The organism is Streptomyces sp. NPDC031426 (assembly GCF_055581585.1).
On the sequence record NZ_JBVIJE010000014.1, the window covers coordinates 121,723 to 146,003 of the forward strand.

The following is a 24,281-nucleotide window of genomic DNA, read 5'->3' on the forward strand; positions in this document are numbered from 1 at the left end:
CCTGCGGGACGATCACCCACGGCGGGCGGTCGTCGTGAGAACCTGTAGTGCATGAACGAGCAGCCCGCGCCCTCCGCCGCACCGGCCGACCAGTACGTCCTCACCCTCTCCTGCCCGGACAAGCAGGGGATCGTGCACGCCGTGTCGAGCTACCTCTTCATGACCGGCTGCAACATCGAGGACAGCCAGCAGTTCGGCGACCACGACACGGGTCTGTTCTTCATGCGCGTCCACTTCTCGGCCGAGGCGCCGGTGACGGTGGACAAGCTGCGGGCGAGCTTCGCGGCGATCGGTGACTCCTTCCACATGGACTGGAAGATCAACCGGGCCGACGAGAAGATGCGGATCCTGCTCATGGTCAGCAAGTTCGGGCACTGCCTGAACGACCTGCTGTTCCGGGCCCGGATCGGTGCGCTGCCGGTGGAGATCGTGGGCGTGGTCTCGAACCACACCGAGTTCGAGGAGCTGGTGGGCTCCTACAACATTCCCTTCCACCACATCCAGGTCACCAAGGACACGAAGTCGCAGGCCGAGGCGAAGCTGCTGGACATCGTGCGCGAGCAGGACGTCGAGCTGGTCGTCCTCGCCCGCTATATGCAGGTCCTCTCGGACGACCTGTGCAAGCAGCTCAGCGGCCGGATCATCAACATCCACCACTCCTTCCTGCCGAGCTTCAAGGGCGCGAAGCCGTATCACCAGGCCCATGCCAGGGGGGTCAAGCTCATCGGGGCGACCGCGCACTATGTGACCGCCGACCTTGACGAGGGGCCGATCATCGAGCAGGAGGTCGAGCGGGTGGGGCATGAGGTGACCCCGGATCAGCTGGTCGCGATCGGCCGGGACGTGGAGTGCCAGGCACTTGCGCGGGCGGTGAAGTGGCATGCGGAGCGGAGGATTCTGCTCAACGGCCGCCGTACGGTGGTGTTCGCCTAGCAGCCCGGGGCGTTCGGCCGCCCGCGAAACCGCGACCCACCCCTACAGCCGGCTCAGCCCCGCCGTCGCGAACAGCACATCCCTGATCGCCTCCCGGTCGCCGACCTGCCCCACCGCGGCCTCCTCCGGCGACACCCGGCCGGCGGCCAGGCGGCAGAACTCCACGCCGTCCAGCGCCACATGGGCCACCTCCAGGTCCGCGGAGGCCAGCGCCGCCGGTGAGTCCAGCGGGATCAGCCACTCGCCGCCCGCCGCGCCCTCGATCTCCAGCCGCAGGCTGCGGCCGGGCTCGCCGGCGAGGCCGAGGTGGCGGCCGCGGGCCGGGGAAGCCAGCCCGGACTGCCGGCGCCGGGCCAGCGCGGCGGGCAGCATCCGGGCCGCGAGGTCGATCATCCTGTTCAGGTGGCGCGGCGCGGGCGGCTGGTACGGGTAGTCCACCGCCTCCGCGATGTCCTCGGCGTGCACCCAGGACTCGAAGGCCCGGTCCAGCATCGCGTCGTGCAGCGGCAGCTCGAAGTCGCCGTACGACACCGCCAGCCCGCCCGCGTTCCCACCGGTGAAGGACACCGTCCGCACCAGGCCGTGGCTCTGCTCCCGCCAGGGCCCCCGCACCGAGCGGGTCGGCGGGAAGTGCGAGGTCCGCCAGAACGCCTCGGTGCGCTCGGCCGGGCCCACCGCGTCCTGCGCGGCCGCGCCGACGACGTCGGCCAGCGGGTCCTCCAGACCGAGCGCGAGCGCGACCAGCCCGTCCACGGACAGCAGGTGCGCGATCACCCCCGCCACGGTCGTACGACGGCTCTTCGCCGAGTCGGCCTCGAACCACCGCAGCCGCACCGGCGCATGCCACTCCGCGTCCCCGAAGTCCTGCAGCAGGGCGTCCAGGCGCGCGGTCTCGGCGTCGTAGGGCGCGGCCCACCCGGGGACCGGGATGCGGGGCGGCCGGCCTTCCAGGCAGCTCTGCAGGACGCGGGTGCGCAGTCCCGGGTCCAGGTCGAGGCTCTCCGGCTGGTGCAGCAGGCCGACCGCCTCGCGCAGCCGGCGGGCCTCGTCGGCGCAGCCTCCGCAGAAGCCCAGGTGGTCCTCGACGGCGGCCGACTCCGCCGCCGAGCAGGCGGCCAGCGCCCAGGCGCCGAGGAGCGACTTCAGGACGTCGTGCGGCAGGTCGAGCGGCACGGGTGCGAGGTCTCCCGGATCGGCGGGGTCGGGCAGCGGGCGCTCGCCGTCCTCGACGGAGGCGCGGGGCGGCGGTATGCGGGTCGGCCGGTCCGCCTCGGGCTCACCGGTGTCACGGGGGTCCTGCGCCGAGCCGCCGCCCGCGCCCTGACAGGTGTGGCCGTTCTCACCCCGGCCGCCGTCCCGCTCGCACGAATGCCCCTTCTCGTACGACTCCCCCTCGCGCTGTCCCTCGCGCCACTCCTCGTCTCCCGGCCCCTCGTGCTCGTCGCGTGCCCCGAACCCTTCCGCTCCGTTCACACCGCACCCCCGTGTTCCGGTGGTGTCCCGGCGTCATGGGCGGTGGACAGCAGCTGCAGGCCGAGGCGGAGCCGGCGGCGGGCCTCGTCCTCGGTGACGCCGAGGTCGACGGCGGTCTGGCGGTAGTCGCGGCGCTGGAAGTAGGCCAGGTCGAGGGCGGCGCGCAGCGGGGCGGGCATGGAGTGGACGATGTAGTCGGCGCGGGCGGCGACCGAGGCGCGGCGCACCCTGCGCTCCAGTTCCGCCAGGGAGCCGCCGCCGTCCCGCGGCAGCGCGGCGGCCTCGCTGTCGCGCAGCCGCTGCACGGCGAGCCGGTGGGTGACCCCGGCGACCCAGGTGCGCAACGGGCCCTTCTTGGGGTCGTAGGTCTCGGGGTGCTGCCAGAGGTGGGCGAAGACCTCGCGGGTGAGGGTGTCGGCGGCCTTCTCGTCGCCGAGGACGCGGTGGGCGAGGCCGTGCACCAGCGAGGCGAAGCGGTCGTACAGCTCGCCCAGGGCGGCCGCCTCACCGCGGGCGAGCCGCTGCTGCATCTTGCGGTCCCAGCGGGGCGGTACGTCCTTGCTGGCCATGCGGTCCCCTCCCCTCGCCGTGTCCGGCCCGTCCAGCCTGTCTGCACCCTCGTCTCGAATGTAGTCGGCACGCCTGACAGCGCACGCCCCCTTGTGTCAATGCGCGCCCCTGGAAGGGCTGCAGGTGATAGTGCCCCCTTCACACAAACTTCACACGAGCGGCGCGCATATCTGACCGAACAGGATCGATAGTGACTGAAAAAAGCCCCTTGTCGATCACGTCTGGTTTGTGGCCCGACGTTTCAGGGAACGGCCGCTGGGCAGCCGCGCGGAAGCAAGCGTAGGAACTGCTTCCGTTTCCGGGCGGTTCCGGGAGTTCCGGCGAGCGGAGGGGCAGGGGCGTGGCATTCAAGGTGACCAGCGTCGAACAGGGTGAGTGGGCCGTGCTCCGGGTGTCCGGGGAACTGGACCTGATCACCTCACCGGTTCTGCGCCAACGTGTGCACGACGTCGTCGCAGAGGGTCACCACAGCCTTGTCGTGGACCTCTCGGACGTCTTCTTCTGCGACTCCAGCGGGGTCGGCGTCCTCGTCGCCGCCCGTAGGCTGATCCGCTCCTGCCAGGGCCGGCTCCGGCTCATCCTGCCCGACCAGGGCGCCGACGACGGCTCGCACGTCAACCGGGTCCTTGGCGCGCTCGGCGTGCGCCGGCTCTTCGACGTCCGGCCCGACATCGAGTCCGCGACGACGGACGAGGCGGGGCCGCTCTCGGCCTGACGCGCCGCCCGCGCGGCCCGGCTCCGTCGCGACTCGGCCACACTGTTGTCGCAGAATTCCCCCGGTCTTGGCACAAGCGGCGGATTTCCGCCATCCGACGGCCACCCGCGTCATACGCTCGCTGCCAGGTCACCCACGCACCCGTGGGACGACCCGGACGACGCACACGTAAGGCGGACGGAAAGACATGGTCAGCACCGAGTACGAGCGCAGGATCGCAGCCCGGTTCGCCACCTTCGACCAGGACGGCAACGGCTGGATCGACCGCGAGGACTTCAGCGCGGCGGCCAAGGCGCTCCTCGCCGAGTTCGACGTGACCGCACGCTCCGACAAGGGTCAGGCAATGTACGCCGGTGCGGAGGCGTTCTGGCAGGGCATGGCCGGGATCGCCGACCGGGACGGCGACCAGCGCATCACCCGTGAGGAGTTCGTCACCGGCGCGGTCAAGCGCCTGCGCGACAACCCCGAACGCTTCGCCGAGATCGCCCGCCCTTTCCTGCACGCGGCGCTCGCGGTGGCCGACCCGGACGCCGACGGCCGCCTCACCGTCGCCGACACCGCCCGCGTCCTGCGCGTCCTCCATGTCCCGGCCGACCTCGCCGACACCGTCGCCCGCGCCCTGGACACCGACTCCGACGGCACCATCACCGAGCCGGACATCGTTCCGGCGTTCGCGCGGTATTTCACGGTCGCGGAGTAACGCGCGTACCGGGCGGTGCCCGGCCATTACCGTCACAGCCATGATCAGTCAGATAGTGACGCTGGTCGGCGTCCTCGTGGGAGCCCTGACCTCGTATCTGTCCGTCACCCTGGCGGAACGCGCCAAGCACCGGCGCACCATGGCAACGCGCTGGGACCAGCGAAAGCTCGACACGTACATCGAGTACGCGGTGTGTGTGAAGGAGGTGGCCGACGTCGCGAAACGCTCCTGGCTGGCGGAGGAGGGCTCAGAACTCCTCAGGGAGTTCATGGTCACGATGGAAGAAGGCGAGCGCAGACGCTCGGCCCTCTTCGAATCGCTGGTGCTGCTGGCGGATCCGAAAGCTGTCGAGGCGGCCCATGACGTCAATGTGGCCCTGTGGGAGATCCTGGCAAAGGCGCGCGCGCATGAAGCGTCGGCGACAGTGCGCCGGCTCTCCGACCTCCTGAACAGGTACCACGAGCGGGCCCGAGAGGACCTGGGCATCGGCAAGGACGCCTGGCAGGCGGTCGGCTGAGGCTGCTCGGGGTGTCACGGTCGGCCGGCGAACCGCTCCCGCAGCCTGTACTTCAGCACCTTCCGCAGGGTGTCGTTGCGCGGAAGCGCGTCCACGACCTCCAGCCGCTCCGGCAGCTTGTGCACGGACAGACCGGCTTCGCGCAGGTACGAGACGACCTCCGGCAAGGTCAACTCGGCGGCACCCGGCTGCTGTTCGACGACCGCGCAGACCAGTTCCCCCCGTTCCGCGTCCGGCAGGCCGATCACCGCCGCGTCCGTGACCGACGGGTGCGCGGCGAGGAGGTCCTCGATCTCCTTGGCCGAGATGTTCTCACCCTTGCGGATGATCACGTCCTTCAGTCGGCCGGTGAGGACGAGGTGGCCGGAGTCCGTGACACGGCCCAGGTCGCCGGTGCGTAGGAAGCCGTCGGGGTCGAAGGCGGCGGCGGTCTGGGCGGGGTCCAGATAACCCTGGCAGACGGCCTCGCCGCGCAGCCGTATCTCGCCGTCGACGATGCGGACCTCCATGCCGGCCGGCGGGTGGCCCTCGGTCGTCGCCAGGTTCTCCGGGGTGTCCCGGGGGTCGCCCATGGTGATCATCGGGACCTCGGTCATGCCGTAGCCGTGGGCGAGCTGGACGCCCAGCTCGCGGACCACGCAGTGGTGGACCTCGGGGGGTTTCGGCGCCCCGCCGCCCGCCAGCAGGCGCAGGGTCGGGATCAGCTTCTCACCCGGCTGTTTGCGTTGTTCGGCCAGGAACATCGAGTAGAAGGCCGTGGAGCCGCCGGCCACCGTCACCCCGTGCCGCCGGTACTCCGCCAGCGCGTCCGGCAGTGCGAAGTGCTCGAACAGCACCGCCGGGAAGCCGTAGAGCAGCAGCATCACCAGGTAGTCCGGGCCGCCTATGTGGGCGTACGGGAAGGCGATCGAGCCCACGTCGTCGGCCCCCAATCTCAGCGCATGCGCCAGGCAGGAGCCGCCGGCGAGCAGGGAGCGGTCGGTGTGCAGCACGCCCTTGGGGTCGGAGGTGGTGCCGGAGGTCCAGTAGATCCAGCGGACCGAGGTGCCCTCGGCGGGCGGGGCGGGGAGCGCGGACGGATCGCCGTCGGGGAGGGTGTCGTATGCCTCGAAGACGCCCTTCGCGCCGAGGCGGCGGGCCATCTCCAGGTGGTCGTGCCCCCGCCACACCCCCGGGACCGCGAAGAACTCCGCCTTCGACTCGCGCAGGGCGAAGCCGACCTCCCGGTCCCGGTAGAAGGGGATCACCGGGGACTGTACGGCGCCCAGGCGGGCCAGTGCGAAGGACAGCACGACGGTCTCGATACGGGTGGGCAGCTGCCAGGCCACCACCGTGCCGGGTCGCACACCCATGCCGTACAGGCCCGCCGCCACCCGCTCGGCACGCGCCCGCAGTGCGCCGAAGGTGAGCGCGCGGTCCTGCTGAAGGAGGACCGGGCGGTCGGGGGTGAGGGCCGCGCGGCGGACGACCAGGTCCCACAGCGTGCGGGCGGAACTCAGGGAGTGCGGGGTGTCGTTCACGTGTGCCCCCTCCTTGGCTGACGTCTCGTCAGGTAGCATGTTATCTGACGGACCATCAGATAAGTACCGTGCGGCGGAGGAGGGGACCCATGACCGAACTGCCCCGCATCATCAGCGTCGACGACCATGTGATCGAGCCCGCCCATCTCTTCGAGACCTGGCTGCCGGCCAGGTACCGGGACCGTGGGCCCAAGCCGCTGACCGCCGGGATCGGGGAACTGGCCTACGTCGGCGGCAAGTACCAGATCACCATGGACCCGGCCGGCCAGCCGACCGACTGGTGGATCTACGAGGACCTGAAGTTCCCGTACAAGCGCAACATCGCCGCCGTCGGCTTCGACCGGGACGAGATGACCCTGGAGGGGATCACCCGGGAGCAGATGCGGCGCGGGTGCTGGGACCCCAAGGCGCGCCTTGCGGACATGGACCTCAACCATGTCGAGGCCAGCCTCTGCTTCCCGACCTTCCCCCGCTTCTGCGGGCAGACCTTCGCCGAGGCGCACGACAAGGAGGTCGCGCTCGCCTGCGTGCGCGCCTACAACGACTGGATGGTGGAGGAGTGGTGCGGCGACAGCGGGGGCCGCCTCATCCCGCTGTGCCTGATCCCGCTGTGGGACGTCGAACTGGCCGTCGCCGAGATCCGGCGCAATGCCGGGCGCGGGGTGCGGGCGGTGACCTTCTCCGAGATCCCCACCCACCTTGGGCTGCCGTCCATCCACTCCGGCTACTGGGACCCGTTCTTCGCCGTCTGCCAGGAGACGGGGACGGTCGTCAACATGCACATCGGCAGCAGCTCCCAGATGCCGGCCGCGTCGCCCGACGCCCCGCCCGCCGTCCAGGCCTCGCTCAGCTTCAACAACGCGATGGCCTCGATGATGGACTACCTCTTCAGCGGGGTCCTGGTGAGGTTCCCCCGGCTCAAGCTCGCCTACTCCGAAGGGCAGATGGGCTGGATCCCGTACGCCCTGGAGCGCGCCGACGACGTCTGGGAGGAGCACCGGGCCTGGGGCGGGGTCCGCGACCTGATTCCCGAGCCGCCGTCGACGTACTACTACCGGCAGATCTTCTGCTGCTTCTTCCGCGACAGGCACGGGGTCGCCTCGCTGGACGTGGTGGGGCGGGACAACGCCACCTTCGAGACCGACTACCCCCACGTCGACTCGACCTTCCCGCACACCAAGGAGGTCGCCCTCGACCATGTGAAGGGCCTCGACGAGGAGACGGTCCACAAGCTGATGCGGGGCAACGCCATCCGCATGCTCGGCCTGGACCTGGACCGCTAGTGGATCTGTCGTACACGCCCGAGGAGGAGGAGTTCCGGGCCCGGCTGAGCGAGTGGCTCGCCAAGGTGCTCCCCACCCTCCCGGCCAAGCCGTCCGTCGACGACTGGCCCGCGCGCAGGGCGTACGACCTGGGCTGGCAGCGGATGCTGTACGAGGCCGGGTACGCCGACGTCCACTGGGACGCCTCGCCGACGACCCGGCTGATCTTCCTGGAGGAGACGGAGAAAGCGGGCGCGCCCTATGTGGGGGCGGGTTTCGTCGGGCTGCTGCACGCCGGCCCGACGATCGCCGCCGAGGGCACGCCCGGGCAGCGGGCGCGCTGGCTGCCGCCGATCCTGCGCGGCGAGGAGGTGTGGTGCCAGGGCTTCAGCGAACCGGACGCGGGATCGGACCTGGCGTCGCTGCGCACGCGCGCGTGGCGTGACGGCGACGACTACGTGGTCACCGGGTCCAAGATCTGGACCTCCCACGCCGAGGTAGCCGACTGGTGCGAACTGCTGGTCCGCACCGACCCGGACGCCCCCAGGCACCGGGGCATCACCTGGCTCGCGATGCCCATGGACGCCGCCGGCATCACCGTACGGCCACTGCGCACGCTCGCCGGGTCGGCGGAGTTCGCGGAGGTGTTCCTGGACGAGGTGCGGGTGCCGGTGGCGAACCGGGTCGGCGCGGAGAACGACGGCTGGCGGGTGACCATGGTGACCCTGTCCTTCGAGCGCGGCACGGCCTTCGTCGGCGAGGTGGTGGCCTGCCGCCGCGTCCTGGCCGAACTCGCGGGCGAGGCGCGGGAGAACGGCCGCTGGGACGATCCCGTGCTGCGGCGCCGGCTCGGCCGACTGGAGGCGGAGTTCCGGGCGCTGTGGCGGCTGACCCAGTGGAACGTGAGCGAGGCGGAGGCGAACGGCGGGGTGCCGGGGGTCGGGGGTTCGGTCTTCAAACTCCGCTACTCCCACGCGCGTCAGGAGCTGTACGACACCGCCGCCGAGGTCCTGGGCCCCGACGGCCTCGACCTGAACCGGCCCTGGGTCCTGGACCGCCTGTCCTCCCTCTCGTACACCATCGCCGCCGGCACCTCACAGATCCAGCGCAACATCGTGGCCGAGCGGATCCTGGGGCTGCCGAAAGGACGATGAGCGTGCGTTTCCAACTCACCGATGACCAGCGAGCGTTGAAGGCGGGCGTACGGCAGCTGCTGGGCCGGCGGTTCGGGCGGGAGGCGCTGCGGGCGGCCGTCGACGCGCCGGGACGGCTCGACCGGGAGCTGTGGCGGGCGCTCGGGGACGCGGGGTTCTTCGCCCTGCGGCTGCCCGAGGCGGACGGCGGGGTCGGGCTGGGGCTGCCGGAGGCCGTGCTGGCCTTCGAGGAGGCGGGCCGGGCACTGCTTCCCGGACCGCTCGTGGCGACCCACCTCGCGGCCGGGCGCGTACCGGGCGCGGCCACCGGGGAGACGGTGGTGGCGGCGCTGGACGGGGAACTGGTGGAGTGGCTGGAGGCGGCGGATGCGGTGCGTGGGGAGGTGGCGGGGGCCGTACCGCTGCGTTCCGTCGACCCGCTGACCCCCCTGCACCGTACGCGGACGACCCGCCCCCCGGCCGGCACCGGCGCCGCGGACGCCGACGGCACCGGCACCCCCGACGCCGACGGCACCGGCGCGCGCACCTCCGACCCCGTCGCCACCCTCCTCACCGCCGCCGAGCAGCTCGGCACCGCCGTACGGGTGCAGGAGCTGGCCGTGCAACACGCCCGTGCGCGTGAGCAGTTCGGGCGGCCGATCGGGGCCTTCCAGGCCGTGCAGCATCTGTGCGCGGACCTGCTGGTGCGGGCCGAGACCGCGCGCGCCGCCGTGTACGCGGCCGCCGTCACCGGTGACCCGGCCGACATCGCCGCCGCCCGGCTGCTCGCCGACGAGGCCGCCGTACGCGGTGCCCGGGACTGCCTTCAGGTGCACGGCGGCATGGGGTTCACCTGGGAGGCGGATGTGCATCTGCATCTGAAGCGGGCCTGGGTGCGGTCATGGCGGGGCGGCGGGAGCACGGAGAGTGAGGAACTGCTCGCCGCGCGGCTGGTCGCCTGAAGCGGTGACCCGCCCTGGACTGCACCGGGGGGAAATCCTTGGCCCAGGATGTCGCGGATTGTGGCACGCCGGTATCACGGAGCGTCGAGACCGGGTTGTGTCCTTCGTCAGGCTCGTCACGGCCCGGAGTCAGGGGTCCCCTCCGGTACCTTGTGTGGGATGCGAGTGGCTGCGAGCACGAGCCGGGCCGGCGGTGCCCCTGGGGCGGCACCGGGTCGCGCGGTGCGCGCCGCTGCTCGCGGGGCGGTGAAGGCGTCGGCCGGCGCCTGTTCGACTCCCCCGCACGAGCGTCGCACAGTATGCCGCACGCGTACTCCTTCGCGCTGGAATATGCCCGAAGCGCTTGTTGGGGTGACTGTACGTCAACCATGCTGTCTCCAAAGGGAATCACGTTCCGTGACCCTTGCTCTGGCCGTTGTTCTGGCCATGCAGAAAATGGCTACGATCGTGGCCCTCGTGATCGTCGTCGCGGCTGCAGCGGTCGTGGCGGCCGGGTGGCGTGGGGTCATGTGTCCGCCGGTTCGGATGGTGTGAGCGGTGCAGGTGCTTCAAGTGCAGCTGGAGATCCGGCCCGATCCCACGGAGGTGGGTCGGGCGAGGAGATGGGCCCGCTCGCGGCTCGCCGGACTCGGGATAGCGGCCGACGAGCCGCTGGCCGAGACCCTGATCCTGCTCGTCTCCGAACTGGTGACCAACGCCGTGGTGCACACCGGTCACGCGGCCGTGCTCCGGCTCTCCCTGCCGGGCACGGCGGCCGAGCCGCCGGGGAAGGCCGCCGAGCTGCCGGGCACGGCGGCCGAGCCGGCCGAGCGACCGGATACGGCGGCCGAGCCGGCCGGAAGCGTCGAGCCTGCCGGGACCGCCGGGGCGCCGACGACACCCCTGGTGGCCACCGTGCGCGTCGAGGTGGCCGACAGCAGCTCCCGCGCCCCCGTGCCGCGTTGCGCGGGCGGTGACGCCACCGGCGGCCGTGGCCTGGCCCTGGTGGACTGCCTGGCCGATCGCTGGGGCTGGAGCCCGGAGGGTGCCGGCAAGAGCATCTGGTGCGAACTGGACCGCTGTTCCCAGCCCGGTGAGAGCGCAGCGATGGCGTACGGGGGCGGACTGTCCGCGTACGAGGGTCTCGCCTTCGAGGCGGTGTAGCACCCGGCGCGGCGATGCGCCGGGGGTGCATCCGTGCGCGGGGTGCCGCGAACAGGGCGTACGTAACAAATCCCCGTACCGGCGTTGACGACCCGTGACTGGCTGATCACGCTGGTGGGCGACGATTCGCCGCGAGGGGACGGCGAGGGCCTGGGTGACGGCGGCCCTCGCCGAGTGTGGGTCGCACCCGGTGGGCGGCGCGTGCGCGCGACGGTGGGGGAGACGCGCCGCCGGCCGGTCAACGCCTCCGCGCGGGGGCTCTCAGAGGACGGCCACGGGTGCCACCGGCGTTCCCGTCGCGCCGGTGAACGGCTCGGGCATCGCCGACAGCAGGAACGCGTACCGCCCCTCTTCTCCACAGGCTGTGGACAACTTTTCGAGATTCCAGTTCTGCCCCTGGAGCATCCCCATCTCCACCAGGTCCAGGGCGTGCACGGGCAGCCACAGATTCTCCGACTCGGGCGGAAATATCTCAAAAGTGAGCGTGTCGTTCGCGACCGCCGCCACATCACGCGCGTGGAACCACTCCGGGGTGCGCAGGGACAGTCCCGGCGACGGATAGCCGTACCCGTGCCTGTCCCCGGCCAGATACACCTGCACCTGCCCGGTGCGGACCAGCACGATGTCGCCGGCCCGGACCCGGACCCCGCCGAACTCCTCGGCCCGCGCCAGATCCTCCGGCGTCACCGCGTGGCCCCCCGGCAGCCGGTCCACGCCACGCGCGCGTGCCACGTCCAGCAGCACCCCGCGCGAGACGATGTGCCGCGCCTTGTCGATCCCGCTGTACTCCGCACCGCCGTGCGCGGTGACCGTGTGCGCAGGGCGGCCGTTGTAGATCCGGCCCGAGTGCGAGACGTGCGGGAGGGCGTCCCAGTGGGTGCCGGCCTGCAGGCCCATGGTCACCGCGTCGTCGCTGCACGCCACCGTGCCCGGCCCGAAGAGTTCCTGGTTGATCTGGACCATCACGTGCAGCGGGTTGACCCGCCCGGGTATCACACCGGTCTGCACGCCGTCCTGTCGGAGCGGAAGCGCGAGGGGGACGCGGCGCCCGGTGCGGACGCAGGCGGCGGCCTCGCGGACGACCTCGTCGGTGATCAGGTTCAGCGTGCCGATCTCGTCGTCCGCCCCCCAGCGCCCCCAGTTGTTCACGCGCCCCGCGATCTCGTGGAACTCCTCAGGCAGTGCCATCCGGTGCCTCCCCGGGGCTTGTGTCCGCGCATCCGACGCGCCGTAGAATCTAACGGACCGTCAGAAACCGCGGGAAGGGGCCGGTCGTGGGGAACTTCTTGGCAGGAAAGGTCGTCGCCGTGACGGGTGCCGGGCGGGGCATCGGCCGGGCGGTCGCGCGGGCGGCCGCCGCCGAGGGGGCGAAGGTCGTCGTCAACGACTACGGCGTCTCCGTCGACGGCGCCTCGCCCACCAGTCAGGTCGCCGAGGGCGTCGTCAAGGAGATCGAGGCGGCGGGCGGGGAGGCGGTCGCGGTAGCCGACGACATCTCGACGATGGCGGGCGGGCAGCGGGTCGTCGACGTGGCGCTGGCCTCGTACGGCCGTCTCGACGGGGTCGTGTGCGTAGCCGGGATCCTGCGCGAACGCATGCTGTTCAACATGACCGAGGAGGAGTGGGACCCCGTGCTCGCCACCCATCTCAAGGGCACGTTCACCGTCTTCCGGGCGGCGTCCGCGGTGATGCGCAGGCAGCGCTCCGGCACGCTGATCGGGTTCACCAGCGGCAACCATCAGGGGTCGGTGTCCCAGGCCAACTACAGCGCGGCGAAGGGCGGGATCATCTCGCTCGTCCGCAGCGCGGCGCTCGGTCTGCACAAGTACGGGGTCACCGCCAACGCGGTGGCGCCGGTGGCGCGTACGCGGATGTCGGCGAACGTCCCCATGGAGCTGACGGAGATCGGCGAGCCGGAGGACGTGGCCGCGCTGGTGGTGTACCTGCTGTCCGACGGGGCCGCTGCGCTGGGCATCACCGGGCAGGTGTACACCGTCGCGGGACCGAAGTTGGCGGTGTGGGCCCAGCCGCGTGAACTGCGTTCCGCGTTTGCCTCCGGCGGTTGGACCCCGGAGAAGATAGCGGAGCTTTTGCCTGGGTCGGTGGGGGTGGATCCGATGCCGATGCTGTCCCAGCTGTTGGCGATGGAAGAGGCGGCGCGGGGTTCTTCGCGACCGAACGCCTAATGGCTCGGGGGCGTTGTGATTCGGCGGCTGCGGGTGCGTTGTGGCTTGGCGCGCAGTTCCCCGCGCCCCTTACGGGGCGCCCCCGTGGCCCCCAATTCGAAGGTGGTCCACATATGGATTTCGGGTTCGGTCAAGGGGACGAGGACTTTCGTGCCGAGGCCCGCGCATGGCTGACGGCGAACGCCGACCCAGGCACAGACCGCCGTACCTGGGAACGCACCCTCGGCAAAGCCGGCTGGATAGGTCTCGGCTGGCCCGAGCCGGGATACGGCAACCGCAGCGCCACCCTCACCCAGCAGGTCGTCTGGGCCGAGGAGTACGCGCGGTCGGTCGCGCCCCCGCGCTCCGGGCACATCGGGGAGAACCTGCTGGCCCCCACCCTCATCGCGCACGGCACCGACGAGCAGAAGGCCCGCTTCCTGCCGCCCGTCGCGGCCGGTGAGGAGCTGTGGTGCCAGGGGTACAGCGAGCCCGGGGCCGGGTCGGACCTGGCCGGGGTGCGGACGGTGGCGGTCCGGGAAGGGGACCGCTACCGGATCAGCGGGCAGAAGATCTGGACCTCGCTCGCGCACGAGGCCGACTGGTGTTTCGTGCTGGCCCGTACCGATCCGGAGTCCAGGCGGCACCACGGGCTCGGCTTCCTGCTCGTTCCCATGGACCAGCCCGGTCGCATCGAGGTGCGCCCGATCCGGCAGATGACCGGCACCAGCGACTTCAACGAGGTCTTCTTCGACGGGGCGCACGCGCGCGTGGAGCACGTCGTGGGAGGGGAGGGGCGGGGGTGGTCGGTGGCCATGAGTCTGCTCGGGTTCGAGCGCGGGGTGTCCACCCTCGCCCAGCAGATCGGGTTCGCCGAGGAGTTGGCCCAGGTCGTACGGGTGGCCGTGGAGACGGGGGCGGCGGCGGATCCGGTCCTGCGATCGCGGCTCGTGCGGCAGTGGGCCGAGCTGCGGACCATGCGCCGGCACGCCCTGCGCACCCTTGGCGGCTCGGCCGACCCCGGCGGGCCCAGCGTGGCCAAGCTGCTCTGGGCCGGCTGGCACCAGCGGCTCGGCGAGCTGGCGATGCAGGTGAGGGGCGCGGCGGCCACCGTCGGTCCCGCGGACTGGTCGCCCTCGGCGCCGTACGAACTCGGCGCGGATCAGCATCTGTTCCTCTTCTCCCGGGCCGACACCATCTACGGCGGCTCGGACCAGGTCCAGCGCACGATCATCGCCGAGCGTGTGCTCGGCCTGCCCAGAGAGCCCAAGGGGGCCGCGTGATGCGTGGAGTGGTGTTCGACGGCAAGCAGGTGCAGGTGGTCGACGATCTCGCGGTGCGGGAGCCGGGGCCCGGCGAGGTGCTGGTGGCGATCGCGGCGGCCGGGCTGTGCCACAGCGATCTGTCCGTGGTGGACGGCACCATTCCGTTCCCGGTGCCGGTGGTGCTGGGGCACGAGGGGGCGGGGGTGGTGGAGGCGGTCGGCGCGGGCGTCACCCATGTCGCGCCCGGCGACCATGTGGCGCTGTCCACGCTCGCCAACTGCGGCACGTGCGCGGAGTGCGACCGGGGCCGGCCGACGATGTGCCGACAGGCCATCGGGCGCCCGGGGAAGCCGTTCACGCGGGGCGCGGCCGACCTGGTTCACCAGTTCGCCGCCAACTCCGCCTTCGCCGAACGCACGGTCGTCAAGGCCGTGCAGGCGGTGCGGATCCCCAAGGACATCCCCCTGGAGTCGGCCGCGCTGATCGGGTGCGGGGTGCTCACGGGCGTGGGTGCCGTGCTGAACCGGGCACGGGTGGACCGGGGGGACAGTGTCGTCGTCATCGGCACCGGTGGAATCGGGCTGAACGTGCTGCAGGGGGCGCGGCTCGCGGGGGCGCTGAGGATCGTCGCCGTGGACGCCAACCCGGCCAAGGAGGAGATGGCCCGGCAGTTCGGCGCGACCGACTTCCTGACCTCGACGGAGGGCGTCAAGGACATCCTGCCCACGGGCGCCGACCACGTCTTCGAGTGCGTGGGCCGGGTGGAGCTGATCCGGCAGGCGATCGACCTCCTCGACCGGCACGGGCAGGCCGTCCTGCTGGGCGTGCCGCCGGCCGCCGCCGAGGCGTCCTTCCTGGTCTCCTCCCTCTACCTGGACAAGTCCGTCCTGGGCTGTCGCTACGGTTCCTCGCGACCCCAGCGGGACATCGCCCTGTACGCCGAGCTGTACCGCCAAGGCCGTCTGCTGCTCGACGAGTTGGTGACGGCGGTGTACCCCGTGGAGGACTTCGCCAAGGCCCGCGCGGACGCCGAGGCGGGGCGGGTGGCCCGGGCGGTGCTCACGTTCTGACGCCGGTCCGGAAGGTCCGCCGGTACGCCGTCGGGGTCACCCCGAGCGCCTGCTGGAGGTGCTGGCGCATCGACTGGGCCGTGCCGAAGCCCGCCTCGCGGGCCACCTGGTCGATGGAGAGGTCGGTGGTCTCCAGCAGTTGGCGGGCGCGTTCCACGCGCTGCTGGGTGAGCCACTGCCCGGGGCTGATCCCGACCTCCTCACGGAAGCGGCGGGTGAAGGTGCGGACCGACATGGCCTCCTGCCCGGCCATGTCCCGCAGCTGGATCGGCTCGTGCAGGCGGCCGAGCGCCCAGGCGCGGGCGGCGGTCGTGGTCGACAACTGCGGGTCGGGGAGCGGGCGTTCGATGTACTGGGCCTGGCCGCCGTCGCGGTGCGGGGGTACGACCGTGCGCCGGGCCACCTCGTTGGCGACCGCCGTACCGAAGTCGCGGCGCACCATGTGCAGGCACAGGTCGATCCCGGCGGCCACCCCGGCCGAGGTGAGCACGTCGCCGTCGTCGATGAACAGCACGTCCGCGTCCACCTTGACCCGCGGGAACATGCGCTGGAAACGCTCGGCGTCGGCCCAGTGCGTGGTCGCCGGGCGGCCGTCGAGGTATCCGGCGGCGGCGAGGACGTAGACGCCGGTGCAGATGGAGGCGAGCCGGGTGCCCGGGCGGATGCCGGCGAGGGCGGCGGCCAGCTCCTCGGTCAGCCGGCCCTCCTCGAAGACCGGACCGAGCTCGTACGACGCCGGGACGATCACCGTGTCGGCGCCGGCCAGCGCCTCCGGGCCGTTCGGGACGTGCACGGCGAAGTCGGCGTCGGTCTCGACCGGGCCGGGCGGCCGTACCGAGCAGGTCAGCACCTCGTACAGGCGCCGGCCGTGCCCGTCCTTGGGGCGGCCGAAGATGCGGTGCGGAATGCCCAGCTCGAAGGGGAGCAGGCCGTCGAGGGCGAGGACGGCGATCCGGTGCGGACGGAAGCCCGCGGCTTCCTCGGGCTCCTCACTGACAGCAGTCATGGCCCGATCCTAACGAATGCTGTCCTTTGGGCCACTCGTTGTGTGCTCATGAAAAAAGCACGCTGTATGACGTGACTCAGACAAGCCCAGCCGCAGCCCCCGTCCAGGCCGCCCCGCCCGCCCGGCGCCGCCGTGTGCACCGGGCGTGGTTCGTCGCCGCCGTCACCTTCGTCACGATCATCGGTGCGGCCGCCTTCCGCTCCCTGCCCGGCCTGCTCATCGACCCGCTGCACCAGGAGTTCGGCTGGTCGCGCGGCACGATCGGCGCGGCCGTCTCCATCAACCTCGCCCTCTACGGCCTCACCGCGCCCTTCGCCGCCGCGCTGATGGACCGCTTCGGCATCCGCCGGGTGGTCGCCGCCGCGCTGACCGTGATCGCGGCCGGCTCGGGCCTGACCGTGTGGATGACGGCGGCCTGGCAGCTGTGGCTGTGCTGGGGACTGCTGGTCGGCCTCGGCTCCGGCTCGATGGCCCTCGCGTTCGCGGCGACGGTCACCAACCGCTGGTTCACCGAGCGGCGCGGCCTGGTCAGCGGCATCCTGACCGCGGCGTCCGCCTCCGGGCAGCTGATCTTCCTGCCGGTGCTGTCCTGGCTGACCGAGCACCACGGCTGGCGCCCGGCCGCCGTGACGGTGTCCCTGGCCGCTCTGGCCGTGGTCCCCTTCGTCTGGATCCTGCTGCGCGACCACCCGGCCGACGTCGGGCAGAAGCCGTACGGCGCACGCGAGTTCGTGCCCAAGCCCGCGCCGGTGACCGGTGCCGCCCGCCGCACGCTGAAGGTCCTCTCGACCTCTGTGCGCACCGGCACCTTCTGGCTGCTCGCCGGCACCTTCGCGATCTGCGGCGCCTCCACCAACGGCCTGATCCAGACCCACTTCGTGCCCGCCGAGCACGACCACGGCATGCCCGTCACGACGGCCGCCTCGCTGCTCGCGGTCATCGGCGTGTTCGACGTGGTCGGCACGATCGCCTCCGGCTGGTTCACCGACCGCTTCGAACCGCGCCGTCTGCTGGCCGTGTACTACGCCCTGCGTGGCATCTCCCTCGTCTTCCTCCCCATGCTCCTGGGCCCCGCGGTCCATCCCCCGATGCTGTTCTTCATCGTCTTCTACGGCCTGGACTGGGTGGCCACCGTCCCGCCGACCCTCGCCCTGTGCCGGGAGCAGTTCGGCGAGGACAGCGCCATCGTCTTCGGCTGGGTGCTCGCCTCCCACCAGGTCGGCGCGGCCCTCGTCGCCTACCTCGGCGGCCTCGCCCGGGACGTCTTCGGCACCTACGACCTCGTCTGGTACGCCTCCGGCACGCTGTGCGCGGCGGCGGCCCTGATGTCCCTGGTGATCCGCCGGACGGCTCCGTCGGCTCCGGTGGCCGCCGTGTCCTGAGGCGCCTGACAGGGGGAGAAAGCCGCGCGAACCCGAACTCAGTCCCGCTCGCCGCCGTCCCGCACCAGCCGCCTCTGGAACTCGATGTGCCGGAACTGGTACGAGTTGCCTGCGACGCGGAGGAGTCCGGCGTGATGAGCCCAGTCCAGGAAGCGGGCCAGTCGGAGCGGCAGGCGCCCTCGGGCCGCGGCGACAGCCAGTCCGCGGGCCCGACCCGGTGTTCACCGCACCATGGCCTACGCCGGGCAAGGCGCTCGGGGCGCGGACCGGCAGCCGTGTCGGAAGCGCCCGCTCCCGGTGAACCGCGGGACGGGACCTAGGGGTGGCTGATCCGGGCGAACCGCCCGCGATGGAAGACCAGCGGCTCGGCCGGATCCTCCGCTCCGAGCGCGTCCACCCGGCCCACGACGATCAGGTGGTCGCCCCCGGTGTGCACGGCGTGGACGGTGCAGTCGATCCAGGCGGCGGAGCCGGCCAGGCGCGGGGAGCCGGAGGCGGGCGCCGTGTCGTACGCCACGCCCGCGAACTTGTCCGCGCCGCTCACCGCGAAGGCCCGGCACAGTTCGCCCTGGCAGGCGCTGAGCACGTTGACGCAGAAGACGCCCGCGCGGGCGATCCGGGGCCAGGTGGTGGACGTACGGCCCACCATGAAGCAGACCAGGGGCGGTTCGAGGGAGAGGGAGGCGAAGCTCTGGCAGGCGAAACCCGCGGGGCCGACCTCTCCGTCGGCGGCCGGTGCCGTGATCACGGTCACCCCGCTCGCGAAGCTCCCCAGCACCCGCCGGAACTCACCCGGCTCCACCGGCGCCCGCTCGTCCTCCCGCACGCACCGCAACTCCGGCCGCGGCAACGGCTCCACTGGCCTGCGCCCCAGATACCGGACGGCGGCGGCCGCCGCCCCTGCGTGTCCCATCACGCCTCCATTGAAGCTGACGGAGCGTCAGATTGGAAGCCTGCGAGGACACCCGCTGGTCCGTCAGCGGCACCGAGCCCGCCCCCCAGCTGTACGTCCTCTTCGGCGACCCGGACGCGGGCACCCTCCGCACCCTGGACCGCGCCGAGGACTGACCCTCACCGCCCCCGGAACCGCGCCGCCCGGCGTTCCGCGAACGCCCGCAGTCCCTCCTGGGCGTCCTCGGTCGCCATGTTGAGCTCCTGAGCCCAGGCCTCCGCGGCGAAGGCGGTGGCCCGGTCCGACTCCAGGGAAGTGTTCACCAGGTGCTTGGTCAGGGCCAGGGCGCGGGAGGGGCCGGACGCCAGGCGGGCGGCCCACTCGCGGGCCGTCTTCTCCAGCTCCCCGTCCGGTACGACCCGGTTGACCAGCCCCAGCCGCCGTGCGTCAGCCGCCGGCACCGCGTCGCCGAAGAACATCAGCTCCTTCGCCCGGTGGGGGCCCAGCAGGCGGGGGAGCAGGTACGCGCCGCCGGCGTCCGGTACCAGGCCCCGCCGTACGAACACCTCGATGAAGCGGGCCGACTCGGCGGCCAGGACCAGGTCGCAGGCGAACGCCAGGTGCGCGCCGAGGCCCGCCGCCGTGCCGTTCACGGCGGCGATCACCGGTTTCTCGCAGTCCAGGACCGCCGCGATCAGGCGTTGGGCGCCCCGGCGCAGCATCCGGGCCACGTCGCCGGGCAGCCGGTCGCCACCGGTGCCGCCGCCTCTCAGGTCCGCGCCCGCGCAGAACCCGCGCCCCCTGCCGGTCAGGACCACCACCCGGATGTCCGGGGCAGCGGATGCCTCGGCAAGGCGGTCGATCAGCTCGTCCCTCATCGCGGGCGTGAGGGCGTTGAGGGAGTCGGGACGGTTCAGGGTGAGGTGGGCGACCTGCTCGCTCCGCTCGGTCTCCAGCTCGCTCATCGGCACACCACCAGCGCGTCCAGCGCCACCGCGCCCTGCCCCCGGGGCAGCACCATCAGCGGGTTGATGTCCAACTCGGCGATGTGCTCGCCCAGTTCGAGCGCCATCCGCTGGACCCGCAGGATCACCTCCACCAGCGCGTCCCGGTCGGCCGGCGGTCGGCCCCGGACGCCGTCCAGCAGGGCCCGGCCGCGGAGCTCGGCGAGCATGGCCCGGGCCTGGTCCTCGCCGAACGGCGGCACCCGGACCGCCGCGTCGTGCAGGACCTCCACCAGGACCCCGCCGAGGCCCACCGTCACCGTCGGGCCGAACAGGTCGTCGTGGGTCATCCCGAGAACCATCTCCACGCCCTGTTCGACCATCTGGCACACCAGGATCCCGTCCAGCGAGACACCTTCGTAGCGCGCGATGTCGGTCAGCTCGCGGTAGGCGTCCCTGACCTGGCTGGCCGAGGTCAGACCGATCTTCACCAGGCCCAGTTCGGTCTTGTGGGCGATCTGGGCGCCGGAGGCCTTCATCACCACCGGGTAGCCGACCTGCGCCGCCGCCCGTACGGCCGCCGCCGCGCTGGTCACCAGCTGTTCGCGCGGCACCCGGATGCCGTAGGCGCGCAGCAGTTGCTTGGCCCCGTGCTCGCTGAGCTGCTGACCGGGGCGCATCAGGGCCTCGGCCTTGCGGAAGGAGGGAGAGGGGGTGCGGGGGGCCTCGTCGAAGGGGGAGCGGTAGTCGCTCACGAAGCGGTGGTGGTCCAGCCAGGCGCGCACCGCCTTGAGGCAGTTGCCCACCGTGCGGAAGGTGGCCACACGGGAGGAGCCCAGCAGGACCTCGCGGTAGGCCGCCTCCGTGCCCACCGGCGAGCCCCACACCACGCACACCAGCTTGTCCGTCTCCTCGGCCGCCTCGACCAGGTCCGTCACGAGCTTGTCGCTCAGCGGCGGGAACGGGCCGGTGACCGGGCAGATCAGGACGCCGATGGACGGGTCGGCGAGGATCGCGTCGACGATCTTCCGGCCGCGCCAGTCGCCCACCGGATGCCCGCCGTTGTCCACCGGGTTCGCCACGCTCAGGTACTCCGGTATCCACTGGTGCAGCTCGGCCTGCCTGGCCTCGGACAGGCGGGGGAGGTGGAGTCCGGCGGCGGTGGCGAGGTCGGCGGCATGCGCGCCGGTGCCGCCGGAGATCGAGTACACCGCGACCCCCTCCGCCAGCGGCGCCCGCGCCCGCGCCAACAGGGCTGCGGTGTCCTGGAGTTCGTCGAGACCGTCGACCCGTACGACCCCGAACTGGCGCATCGCCGCGTCCACCACGTCGTCGGCGCCGGTGAGCTTGCCGGTGTGCGAGGCGGCCGTACGCGCGCCGGTCTCGGTGCGGCCCACCTTCACCGCGACCACCGGCACCCCGCGGCGGGCGGCCCGGTCGGCGGCCAGCAGGAAGGCGCGGCCGTCCTTCAGGCCCTCCACATAGCAGGCGACGGCACCGACCTCGGGCTGCTCGGCGAACCAGGACAGGAAGTCGGCGGTCTCCAGGTCGGCCTCGTTGCCGGTGGGCGCCCAGTGGGAGAGGCGGATGCCCAGCTCCTGGAGCGAGAACACCGGGCGGCCCTGGTGGCCCGACTGAGTGATCAGCGCGATCGCCGGGCCGGTCAGGTCCTCCCGGAAGTGCTCGAAGGCGTTGAGATTGGTGTTCGGGCCGAGGAGCCGGATCCCCGAGCGGCGTACGGCGTCCGTGAGCCGCTGCTGTGCCTCGGCGCCCGCCTCGCCCGTCTCGGCGAACCCGGAGGCGAAGGCGACCGCGAACCTCACCTTCGCTTCGGCCAGTTCCTCGATCACCGGCAGCGGGTCGGCCACCAGCAGCACGGCCAGGTCGACCTGGCCGGGCGGCAGTTCGGCGACCGAGGTGGCGCACGGGATGCCGAAGACCGAGGGGCGGGACGGATGCACCGGATACACCCGCGCCCCCACCCGCTCGGCCCAGGCCAGCAGCTGCCGGGTGATCCCGGTGTTCGGGCGTCCCTCCGCGTCCGAGGCGCCGATCACGGCGACCGACTCGGGCCGGAAGAAGCGGGTCAGGTCGGGGACGTCCGCGTACAGCGGCCGCCCGCTGACGTCCAGGTCGTCGACCCGGTCGTGGACGACGGGTCCGGGCCGCTGCTCGCCGCACGCGATGACGCGGGCCCGGCGGGAGTCGGTGGTGAGGGTGCCGTGGGTTGATCCAAGCATCGGTCCGCCCGCTCCTGTGAGACAGCACAAGTAAACTGACGTTCTGTCAGATTACTGGAACTGACGTAGTGTCAGGAACTGGTCGGACCGAGCAAAGTTACCGGCGGGTGCGGGCGGTGGGAGTCACCGGCGGGTGCGGAGCGGCGGAATCACCGGCGGGTGCGCAGATGTCTGGCCGCCGCCTTCGCGATCCGCCCGGCGTCGAGCGCCATCTCCCGCAACATCCCGCTGATCGGGTTGGTGAACCCGGTGAAGTACAGACCGGGCGCCTGCGCCGGCGCACGGCCGCCCTGCACCACCGGCCTGCCACGCCCGTCCAGCACCCCGAGATGCCCGACCAGGCCCTCCAGTGCCCGCGTGTACCCGGTCGCCGCGATCACCGCGTCCGGCTCGATCCTGCCGCCGTCGGCGAGGACGACCTTCCCCGGGTTCCCGTCCTCGAAGGACTCGACGGCGGCCACGATCTCCACCTTCCCCTTGCGCACGGCGTCGATCAGACCGACGTCCTGCACGGGGATGGCACCCTCCTTCACCCTGCTGTACAGCCCGGTGTCCGGGCGGGGCAGGCCGTGCGCGGACAGGTCCGGTACGCCCGCCTTCGCCTGCAGCCGGCACAGCCGGTCGACGAGTCCCACCGGCAGCCGCCGTACCAGGACGCCCGAGTACTGCGCGGGCCAGCCGAGCGTCGTACGGCGCACGAGGTGCGGGACCGTGCGCACCGCCAGCCGCACCCGCGCCGCACCGCCCTCCACCAGGTCCACGGCGATCTCGGCGCCGGTGTTGCCGACGCCGACGACCAGGACGTCCCGGCCCGTGTACGGCTCGGCGTTGCGGTAGGCGCCGGCGTGCAGGAACTCCCCGCCGTACTCCGCCAGGCCCGGCCAGTCAGGGATGTGCGGGGTGTGGTTGTAGCCGGTGGCGACGACCACCGCGCTGCCGGTCAGCTCGCGACCGCCGGAGGCGTGCAGCAGCCAGCCGGTGCCGTCGGCGGTCCGCTCGACGCGGAAGACCTCCACGCCGGTGACGATCTCCAGCTCGTGGTGCTCGGCGTACTTCTCCAGATAGCGCACCACGTTGTCGCGGGACACCCAGCGCCCGAACTTCCGGGGGATCTTCAGGCCGGGCAGCGCGGACAGCCGCCGGGTGGTGTGCAGACGCAGCCGGTCGTAGTGGCCGCGCCAGGAGGTGCCCACGTGGTCGGCCTTCTCCAGCACCACGGCCCGTATGCCCCGCGCCCGCAGTGCGTACGCGGCGGCCAGGCCGCCCGGACCGGCGCCGATGACGTAGACCGGGCGGTCGGCGGGCGTGGCGGAGAGCTGCACGGAAGCGGAACGGGAGTCGGCCATGCTCGGGAGCGTAATCACGCACCCGGTTGATGGGTCTCGGTCAAGACCGGAATTGGTTGCGGATTGATCACGGATGTAGGAGGAGTGGGTGGGGCCGGTGGCGTAGGGCGCCTGGTTGTGGCGGTACGGCGTGGGCTCACAGGTGGGCATCGCCGCCGATCTGACGTACCGTCAGTTTTATGGACTCCATATGGCTGGACGGCGCTCAGTGGCTGGCGGTGCTGCGGATCGGGCTCGGTCTGTGGTGGCTGGAGAGCTGGCGGCACAAGGACAAGAAGGCCTGGTTCGAGCGGGGCAGCGGCATCGCGTGGGCGGCGGAGATCGCGGGGAAGCACCGCTGGACGCCGGTGCGGAAGGGGTTCGGGACGGTGGTCGAGCCGTACCCGAAGCTGATGGCGTACGTCGTCGCCTACGCCGAACTCTCCCTCGGCCTCGGCCTGATCCTCGGCCTTCTGACCCCGATCGCGTTGCTGGGCGGGCTGCTGCTGAACGCGATCTACTTCGTCCTGATGATCCACGACTGGGCCGAGCAGGGGCAGAACTCGATGATGGCGCTCATCTCGCTCGTCGGGTTCTTCGGGATGGCGTGGCAGACCTGGTCGATCGACGCGTGGCTGGGGTGGTTCTGATGGCCGAGGTGCGCTACGACCTTCCGGAGCCCGACGCCTTCACCCGCCCCTACTGGGAGGCGGCCGCGCGGAGCCGGCTGCTGATCCGCCGCTGCGGGGCCTGCGGCCTCGCCCACCACTACCCGCGCGAGTTCTGCCCGCACTGCTGGAGCGAGGAGGTGACCTGGGAGGAGGCGAGCGGCCGGGCCGTGCTCTACACCTGGTCCACCGTCCACCGCAACGACCTGCCGCCCTTCCGCGAGCGCACGCCGTACGTGGCCGCGGTGGTCGATCTGGCGGAGGGCCCGCGGATGATGACACAGGTGGTGGAGTGCGCGGCCGCGGACCTACGAGCCGGTCTGCCGCTGCGGGCGACGTTCGTGGAGGGGGTGGCGGTGTTTCGTCCGGGGGGAGCTGGGGTGGGTGGGGGGGCCG

Annotated in this window: 23 protein-coding genes and 1 pseudogene; 15 read left to right on the forward strand and 9 right to left on the reverse strand. The window is 72.0% G+C overall.

Annotated features, from left to right (window positions below):
- The first annotated feature begins 51 nt into the window (after positions 1 to 51).
- Positions 52 to 933, forward strand: coding sequence for a formyltetrahydrofolate deformylase (purU, locus tag ACZ5NH_RS27605; protein ID WP_468778925.1), 882 nt, complete (start codon positions 52 to 54; stop codon positions 931 to 933).
- A gap of 42 nt (positions 934 to 975) precedes the next feature.
- Here the strand turns inward: purU and ACZ5NH_RS27610 are convergent, their stop codons facing one another.
- Together ACZ5NH_RS27610 and ACZ5NH_RS27615 are read right to left on the reverse strand one after the other, a co-directional pair.
- On the reverse strand, positions 976 to 2,406 hold the full coding sequence (locus tag ACZ5NH_RS27610; RefSeq protein ID WP_468778926.1) for a maleylpyruvate isomerase mycothiol-dependent enzyme family protein: 1,431 nt from the start codon (positions 2,404 to 2,406) through the stop codon (positions 976 to 978).
- Entirely contained in the window at positions 2,403 to 2,975 is a 573-nt protein-coding gene (locus ACZ5NH_RS27615) for a sigma-70 family RNA polymerase sigma factor (protein ID WP_451552891.1), read from the reverse strand. Before ACZ5NH_RS27615 ends, ACZ5NH_RS27610 begins: the two co-directional genes overlap by 4 nt.
- A 341-nt stretch (positions 2,976 to 3,316) precedes the next feature.
- Between ACZ5NH_RS27615 and ACZ5NH_RS27620 the strand changes: the two genes are divergently transcribed.
- The 3 genes from ACZ5NH_RS27620 to ACZ5NH_RS27630 all read left to right on the forward strand — a co-directional run bounded on the left by ACZ5NH_RS27620 (position 3,317) and on the right by ACZ5NH_RS27630 (position 4,908).
- Positions 3,317 to 3,691: an STAS domain-containing protein gene (locus ACZ5NH_RS27620; RefSeq protein WP_468778928.1), complete on the forward strand. Its 375-nt coding sequence runs from the start codon at positions 3,317 to 3,319 to the stop codon at positions 3,689 to 3,691.
- Positions 3,692 to 3,878: 187 nt separating this feature from the next.
- Entirely contained in the window at positions 3,879 to 4,391 is a 513-nt protein-coding gene (locus ACZ5NH_RS27625; RefSeq protein ID WP_388630457.1) for an EF-hand domain-containing protein, read from the forward strand.
- 40 nt (positions 4,392 to 4,431) lie between these two features.
- On the forward strand, positions 4,432 to 4,908 hold the full coding sequence (locus ACZ5NH_RS27630; RefSeq protein ID WP_468778930.1) for a hypothetical protein: 477 nt from the start codon (positions 4,432 to 4,434) through the stop codon (positions 4,906 to 4,908).
- Between the two features lie 14 nt (positions 4,909 to 4,922).
- Here the strand turns inward: ACZ5NH_RS27630 and ACZ5NH_RS27635 are convergent, their stop codons facing one another.
- On the reverse strand, positions 4,923 to 6,428 hold the full coding sequence (locus ACZ5NH_RS27635; RefSeq protein WP_468778932.1) for a class I adenylate-forming enzyme family protein: 1,506 nt from the start codon (positions 6,426 to 6,428) through the stop codon (positions 4,923 to 4,925).
- A gap of 89 nt (positions 6,429 to 6,517) precedes the next feature.
- On the opposite strand from ACZ5NH_RS27635, the gene ACZ5NH_RS27640 reads away from it, so the two are divergent.
- The 4 genes from ACZ5NH_RS27640 (at position 6,518) to ACZ5NH_RS27655 (ending at position 10,928) form a co-directional block, all read left to right on the forward strand.
- The gene (locus ACZ5NH_RS27640) at positions 6,518 to 7,711 is read left to right on the forward strand and encodes an amidohydrolase family protein (protein WP_388630448.1); all 1,194 of its coding nucleotides are present in this window, start codon (positions 6,518 to 6,520) and stop codon (positions 7,709 to 7,711) included.
- Positions 7,711 to 8,844, forward strand: a complete 1,134-nt coding sequence (locus ACZ5NH_RS27645; RefSeq protein WP_468778934.1) for an acyl-CoA dehydrogenase family protein — start codon at positions 7,711 to 7,713, stop codon at positions 8,842 to 8,844. Before ACZ5NH_RS27640 ends, ACZ5NH_RS27645 begins: the two co-directional genes overlap by 1 nt.
- A 2-nt stretch (positions 8,845 to 8,846) precedes the next feature.
- Complete coding sequence (locus ACZ5NH_RS27650) at positions 8,847 to 9,785, forward strand: acyl-CoA dehydrogenase family protein (RefSeq protein WP_468778936.1); 939 nt, start codon at positions 8,847 to 8,849, stop codon at positions 9,783 to 9,785.
- Between the two features lie 552 nt (positions 9,786 to 10,337).
- Positions 10,338 to 10,928, forward strand: coding sequence for an ATP-binding protein (locus tag ACZ5NH_RS27655; RefSeq protein ID WP_468779052.1), 591 nt, complete (start codon positions 10,338 to 10,340; stop codon positions 10,926 to 10,928).
- A gap of 261 nt (positions 10,929 to 11,189) precedes the next feature.
- Here ACZ5NH_RS27655 and ACZ5NH_RS27660 read toward each other — a convergent pair whose 3' ends face one another.
- Positions 11,190 to 12,116 carry a cyclase family protein gene (locus ACZ5NH_RS27660; protein WP_451552884.1) on the reverse strand — a complete coding sequence of 309 codons (927 nt, stop codon included), beginning with the start codon at positions 12,114 to 12,116 and terminating at the stop codon, positions 11,190 to 11,192.
- 86 nt (positions 12,117 to 12,202) lie between these two features.
- Between ACZ5NH_RS27660 and ACZ5NH_RS27665 the strand changes: the two genes are divergently transcribed.
- The 3 genes from ACZ5NH_RS27665 to ACZ5NH_RS27675 all read left to right on the forward strand — a co-directional run bounded on the left by ACZ5NH_RS27665 (position 12,203) and on the right by ACZ5NH_RS27675 (position 15,428).
- Positions 12,203 to 13,114 (forward strand): SDR family NAD(P)-dependent oxidoreductase, encoded by a 912-nt coding sequence (locus ACZ5NH_RS27665; RefSeq protein ID WP_468778937.1) that lies wholly within the window; start codon positions 12,203 to 12,205, stop codon positions 13,112 to 13,114.
- 113 nt (positions 13,115 to 13,227) lie between these two features.
- Complete coding sequence (locus ACZ5NH_RS27670; RefSeq protein ID WP_468778939.1) at positions 13,228 to 14,376, forward strand: acyl-CoA dehydrogenase family protein; 1,149 nt, start codon at positions 13,228 to 13,230, stop codon at positions 14,374 to 14,376.
- Positions 14,376 to 15,428, forward strand: coding sequence for a Zn-dependent alcohol dehydrogenase (locus ACZ5NH_RS27675; protein WP_468778940.1), 1,053 nt, complete (start codon positions 14,376 to 14,378; stop codon positions 15,426 to 15,428). Before ACZ5NH_RS27670 ends, ACZ5NH_RS27675 begins: the two co-directional genes overlap by 1 nt.
- Here ACZ5NH_RS27675 and ACZ5NH_RS27680 read toward each other — a convergent pair.
- Positions 15,418 to 16,434, reverse strand: a complete 1,017-nt coding sequence (locus ACZ5NH_RS27680; protein WP_388630426.1) for a GlxA family transcriptional regulator — start codon at positions 16,432 to 16,434, stop codon at positions 15,418 to 15,420. The two genes, ACZ5NH_RS27675 and ACZ5NH_RS27680, sit on opposite strands and share 11 nt — an antisense overlap.
- 71 nt (positions 16,435 to 16,505) lie before the next feature.
- Between ACZ5NH_RS27680 and ACZ5NH_RS27685 the strand changes: the two genes are divergently transcribed.
- A complete protein-coding gene (locus ACZ5NH_RS27685) occupies positions 16,506 to 17,816 on the forward strand; it encodes an MFS transporter (protein ID WP_468778943.1) in 1,311 nt (436 codons plus the stop codon).
- 316 nt (positions 17,817 to 18,132) lie between these two features.
- Here the strand turns inward: ACZ5NH_RS27685 and ACZ5NH_RS27690 are convergent, their stop codons facing one another.
- Positions 18,133 to 18,729: a flavin reductase family protein gene (locus tag ACZ5NH_RS27690; RefSeq protein ID WP_468778945.1), complete on the reverse strand. Its 597-nt coding sequence runs from the start codon at positions 18,727 to 18,729 to the stop codon at positions 18,133 to 18,135.
- A gap of 32 nt (positions 18,730 to 18,761) precedes the next feature.
- On the opposite strand from ACZ5NH_RS27690, the gene ACZ5NH_RS27695 reads away from it, so the two are divergent.
- Entirely contained in the window at positions 18,762 to 18,884 is a 123-nt protein-coding gene (locus tag ACZ5NH_RS27695; RefSeq protein ID WP_468778946.1) for a hypothetical protein, read from the forward strand.
- Between the two features lie 3 nt (positions 18,885 to 18,887).
- Here the strand turns inward: ACZ5NH_RS27695 and ACZ5NH_RS27700 are convergent, their stop codons facing one another.
- From ACZ5NH_RS27700 to ACZ5NH_RS27710, 3 genes are all read right to left on the reverse strand, one after another.
- Positions 18,888 to 19,673 (reverse strand): enoyl-CoA hydratase/isomerase family protein, encoded by a 786-nt coding sequence (locus tag ACZ5NH_RS27700; protein WP_468778947.1) that lies wholly within the window; start codon positions 19,671 to 19,673, stop codon positions 18,888 to 18,890.
- Positions 19,670 to 21,892, reverse strand: a complete 2,223-nt coding sequence (locus ACZ5NH_RS27705; protein ID WP_468778949.1) for an acetate--CoA ligase family protein — start codon at positions 21,890 to 21,892, stop codon at positions 19,670 to 19,672. Before ACZ5NH_RS27705 ends, ACZ5NH_RS27700 begins: the two co-directional genes overlap by 4 nt.
- Before the next feature lie 149 nt (positions 21,893 to 22,041).
- On the reverse strand, positions 22,042 to 23,238 hold the full coding sequence (locus ACZ5NH_RS27710) for a flavin-containing monooxygenase (protein ID WP_468778951.1): 1,197 nt from the start codon (positions 23,236 to 23,238) through the stop codon (positions 22,042 to 22,044).
- Between the two features lie 179 nt (positions 23,239 to 23,417).
- On the opposite strand from ACZ5NH_RS27710, the gene ACZ5NH_RS27715 reads away from it, so the two are divergent.
- Together ACZ5NH_RS27715 and ACZ5NH_RS27720 are read left to right on the forward strand one after the other, a co-directional pair.
- Positions 23,418 to 23,867 carry a DoxX family membrane protein gene (locus tag ACZ5NH_RS27715; RefSeq protein WP_451552875.1) on the forward strand — a complete coding sequence of 150 codons (450 nt, stop codon included), beginning with the start codon at positions 23,418 to 23,420 and terminating at the stop codon, positions 23,865 to 23,867.
- A pseudogene (locus ACZ5NH_RS27720) lies at positions 23,867 to 24,259 on the forward strand (Zn-ribbon domain-containing OB-fold protein); the annotation flags it as partial. The gene ACZ5NH_RS27715 and the pseudogene ACZ5NH_RS27720, both read left to right, overlap by 1 nt.
- Between the last annotated feature and the right edge of the window lie 22 nt (positions 24,260 to 24,281).

Bases quoted from the DNA above. Each gene is read 5' to 3' on its own strand.
- purU (WP_468778925.1), top strand. From the start codon at position 52: ATGAACGAGCAGCCCGCGCCCTCCGCCGCACCGGCCGACCAGTACGTC.
- ACZ5NH_RS27615 (WP_451552891.1), bottom strand. From the start codon at position 2,975: ATGGCCAGCAAGGACGTACCGCCCCGCTGGGACCGCAAGATGCAGCAG.
- ACZ5NH_RS27625 (WP_388630457.1), top strand. From the start codon at position 3,879: ATGGTCAGCACCGAGTACGAGCGCAGGATCGCAGCCCGGTTCGCCACC.
- ACZ5NH_RS27630 (WP_468778930.1), top strand. From the start codon at position 4,432: ATGATCAGTCAGATAGTGACGCTGGTCGGCGTCCTCGTGGGAGCCCTG.
- ACZ5NH_RS27640 (WP_388630448.1), top strand. From the start codon at position 6,518: ATGACCGAACTGCCCCGCATCATCAGCGTCGACGACCATGTGATCGAG.
- ACZ5NH_RS27660 (WP_451552884.1), bottom strand. From the start codon at position 12,116: ATGGCACTGCCTGAGGAGTTCCACGAGATCGCGGGGCGCGTGAACAAC.
- ACZ5NH_RS27670 (WP_468778939.1), top strand. From the start codon at position 13,228: ATGGATTTCGGGTTCGGTCAAGGGGACGAGGACTTTCGTGCCGAGGCC.
- ACZ5NH_RS27675 (WP_468778940.1), top strand. From the start codon at position 14,376: ATGCGTGGAGTGGTGTTCGACGGCAAGCAGGTGCAGGTGGTCGACGAT.
- ACZ5NH_RS27680 (WP_388630426.1), bottom strand. From the start codon at position 16,434: ATGACTGCTGTCAGTGAGGAGCCCGAGGAAGCCGCGGGCTTCCGTCCG.
- ACZ5NH_RS27690 (WP_468778945.1), bottom strand. From the start codon at position 18,729: ATGGGACACGCAGGGGCGGCGGCCGCCGCCGTCCGGTATCTGGGGCGC.
- ACZ5NH_RS27700 (WP_468778947.1), bottom strand. From the start codon at position 19,673: ATGAGCGAGCTGGAGACCGAGCGGAGCGAGCAGGTCGCCCACCTCACC.
- ACZ5NH_RS27705 (WP_468778949.1), bottom strand. From the start codon at position 21,892: ATGCTTGGATCAACCCACGGCACCCTCACCACCGACTCCCGCCGGGCC.
- ACZ5NH_RS27710 (WP_468778951.1), bottom strand. From the start codon at position 23,238: ATGGCCGACTCCCGTTCCGCTTCCGTGCAGCTCTCCGCCACGCCCGCC.
- ACZ5NH_RS27715 (WP_451552875.1), top strand. From the start codon at position 23,418: ATGGACTCCATATGGCTGGACGGCGCTCAGTGGCTGGCGGTGCTGCGG.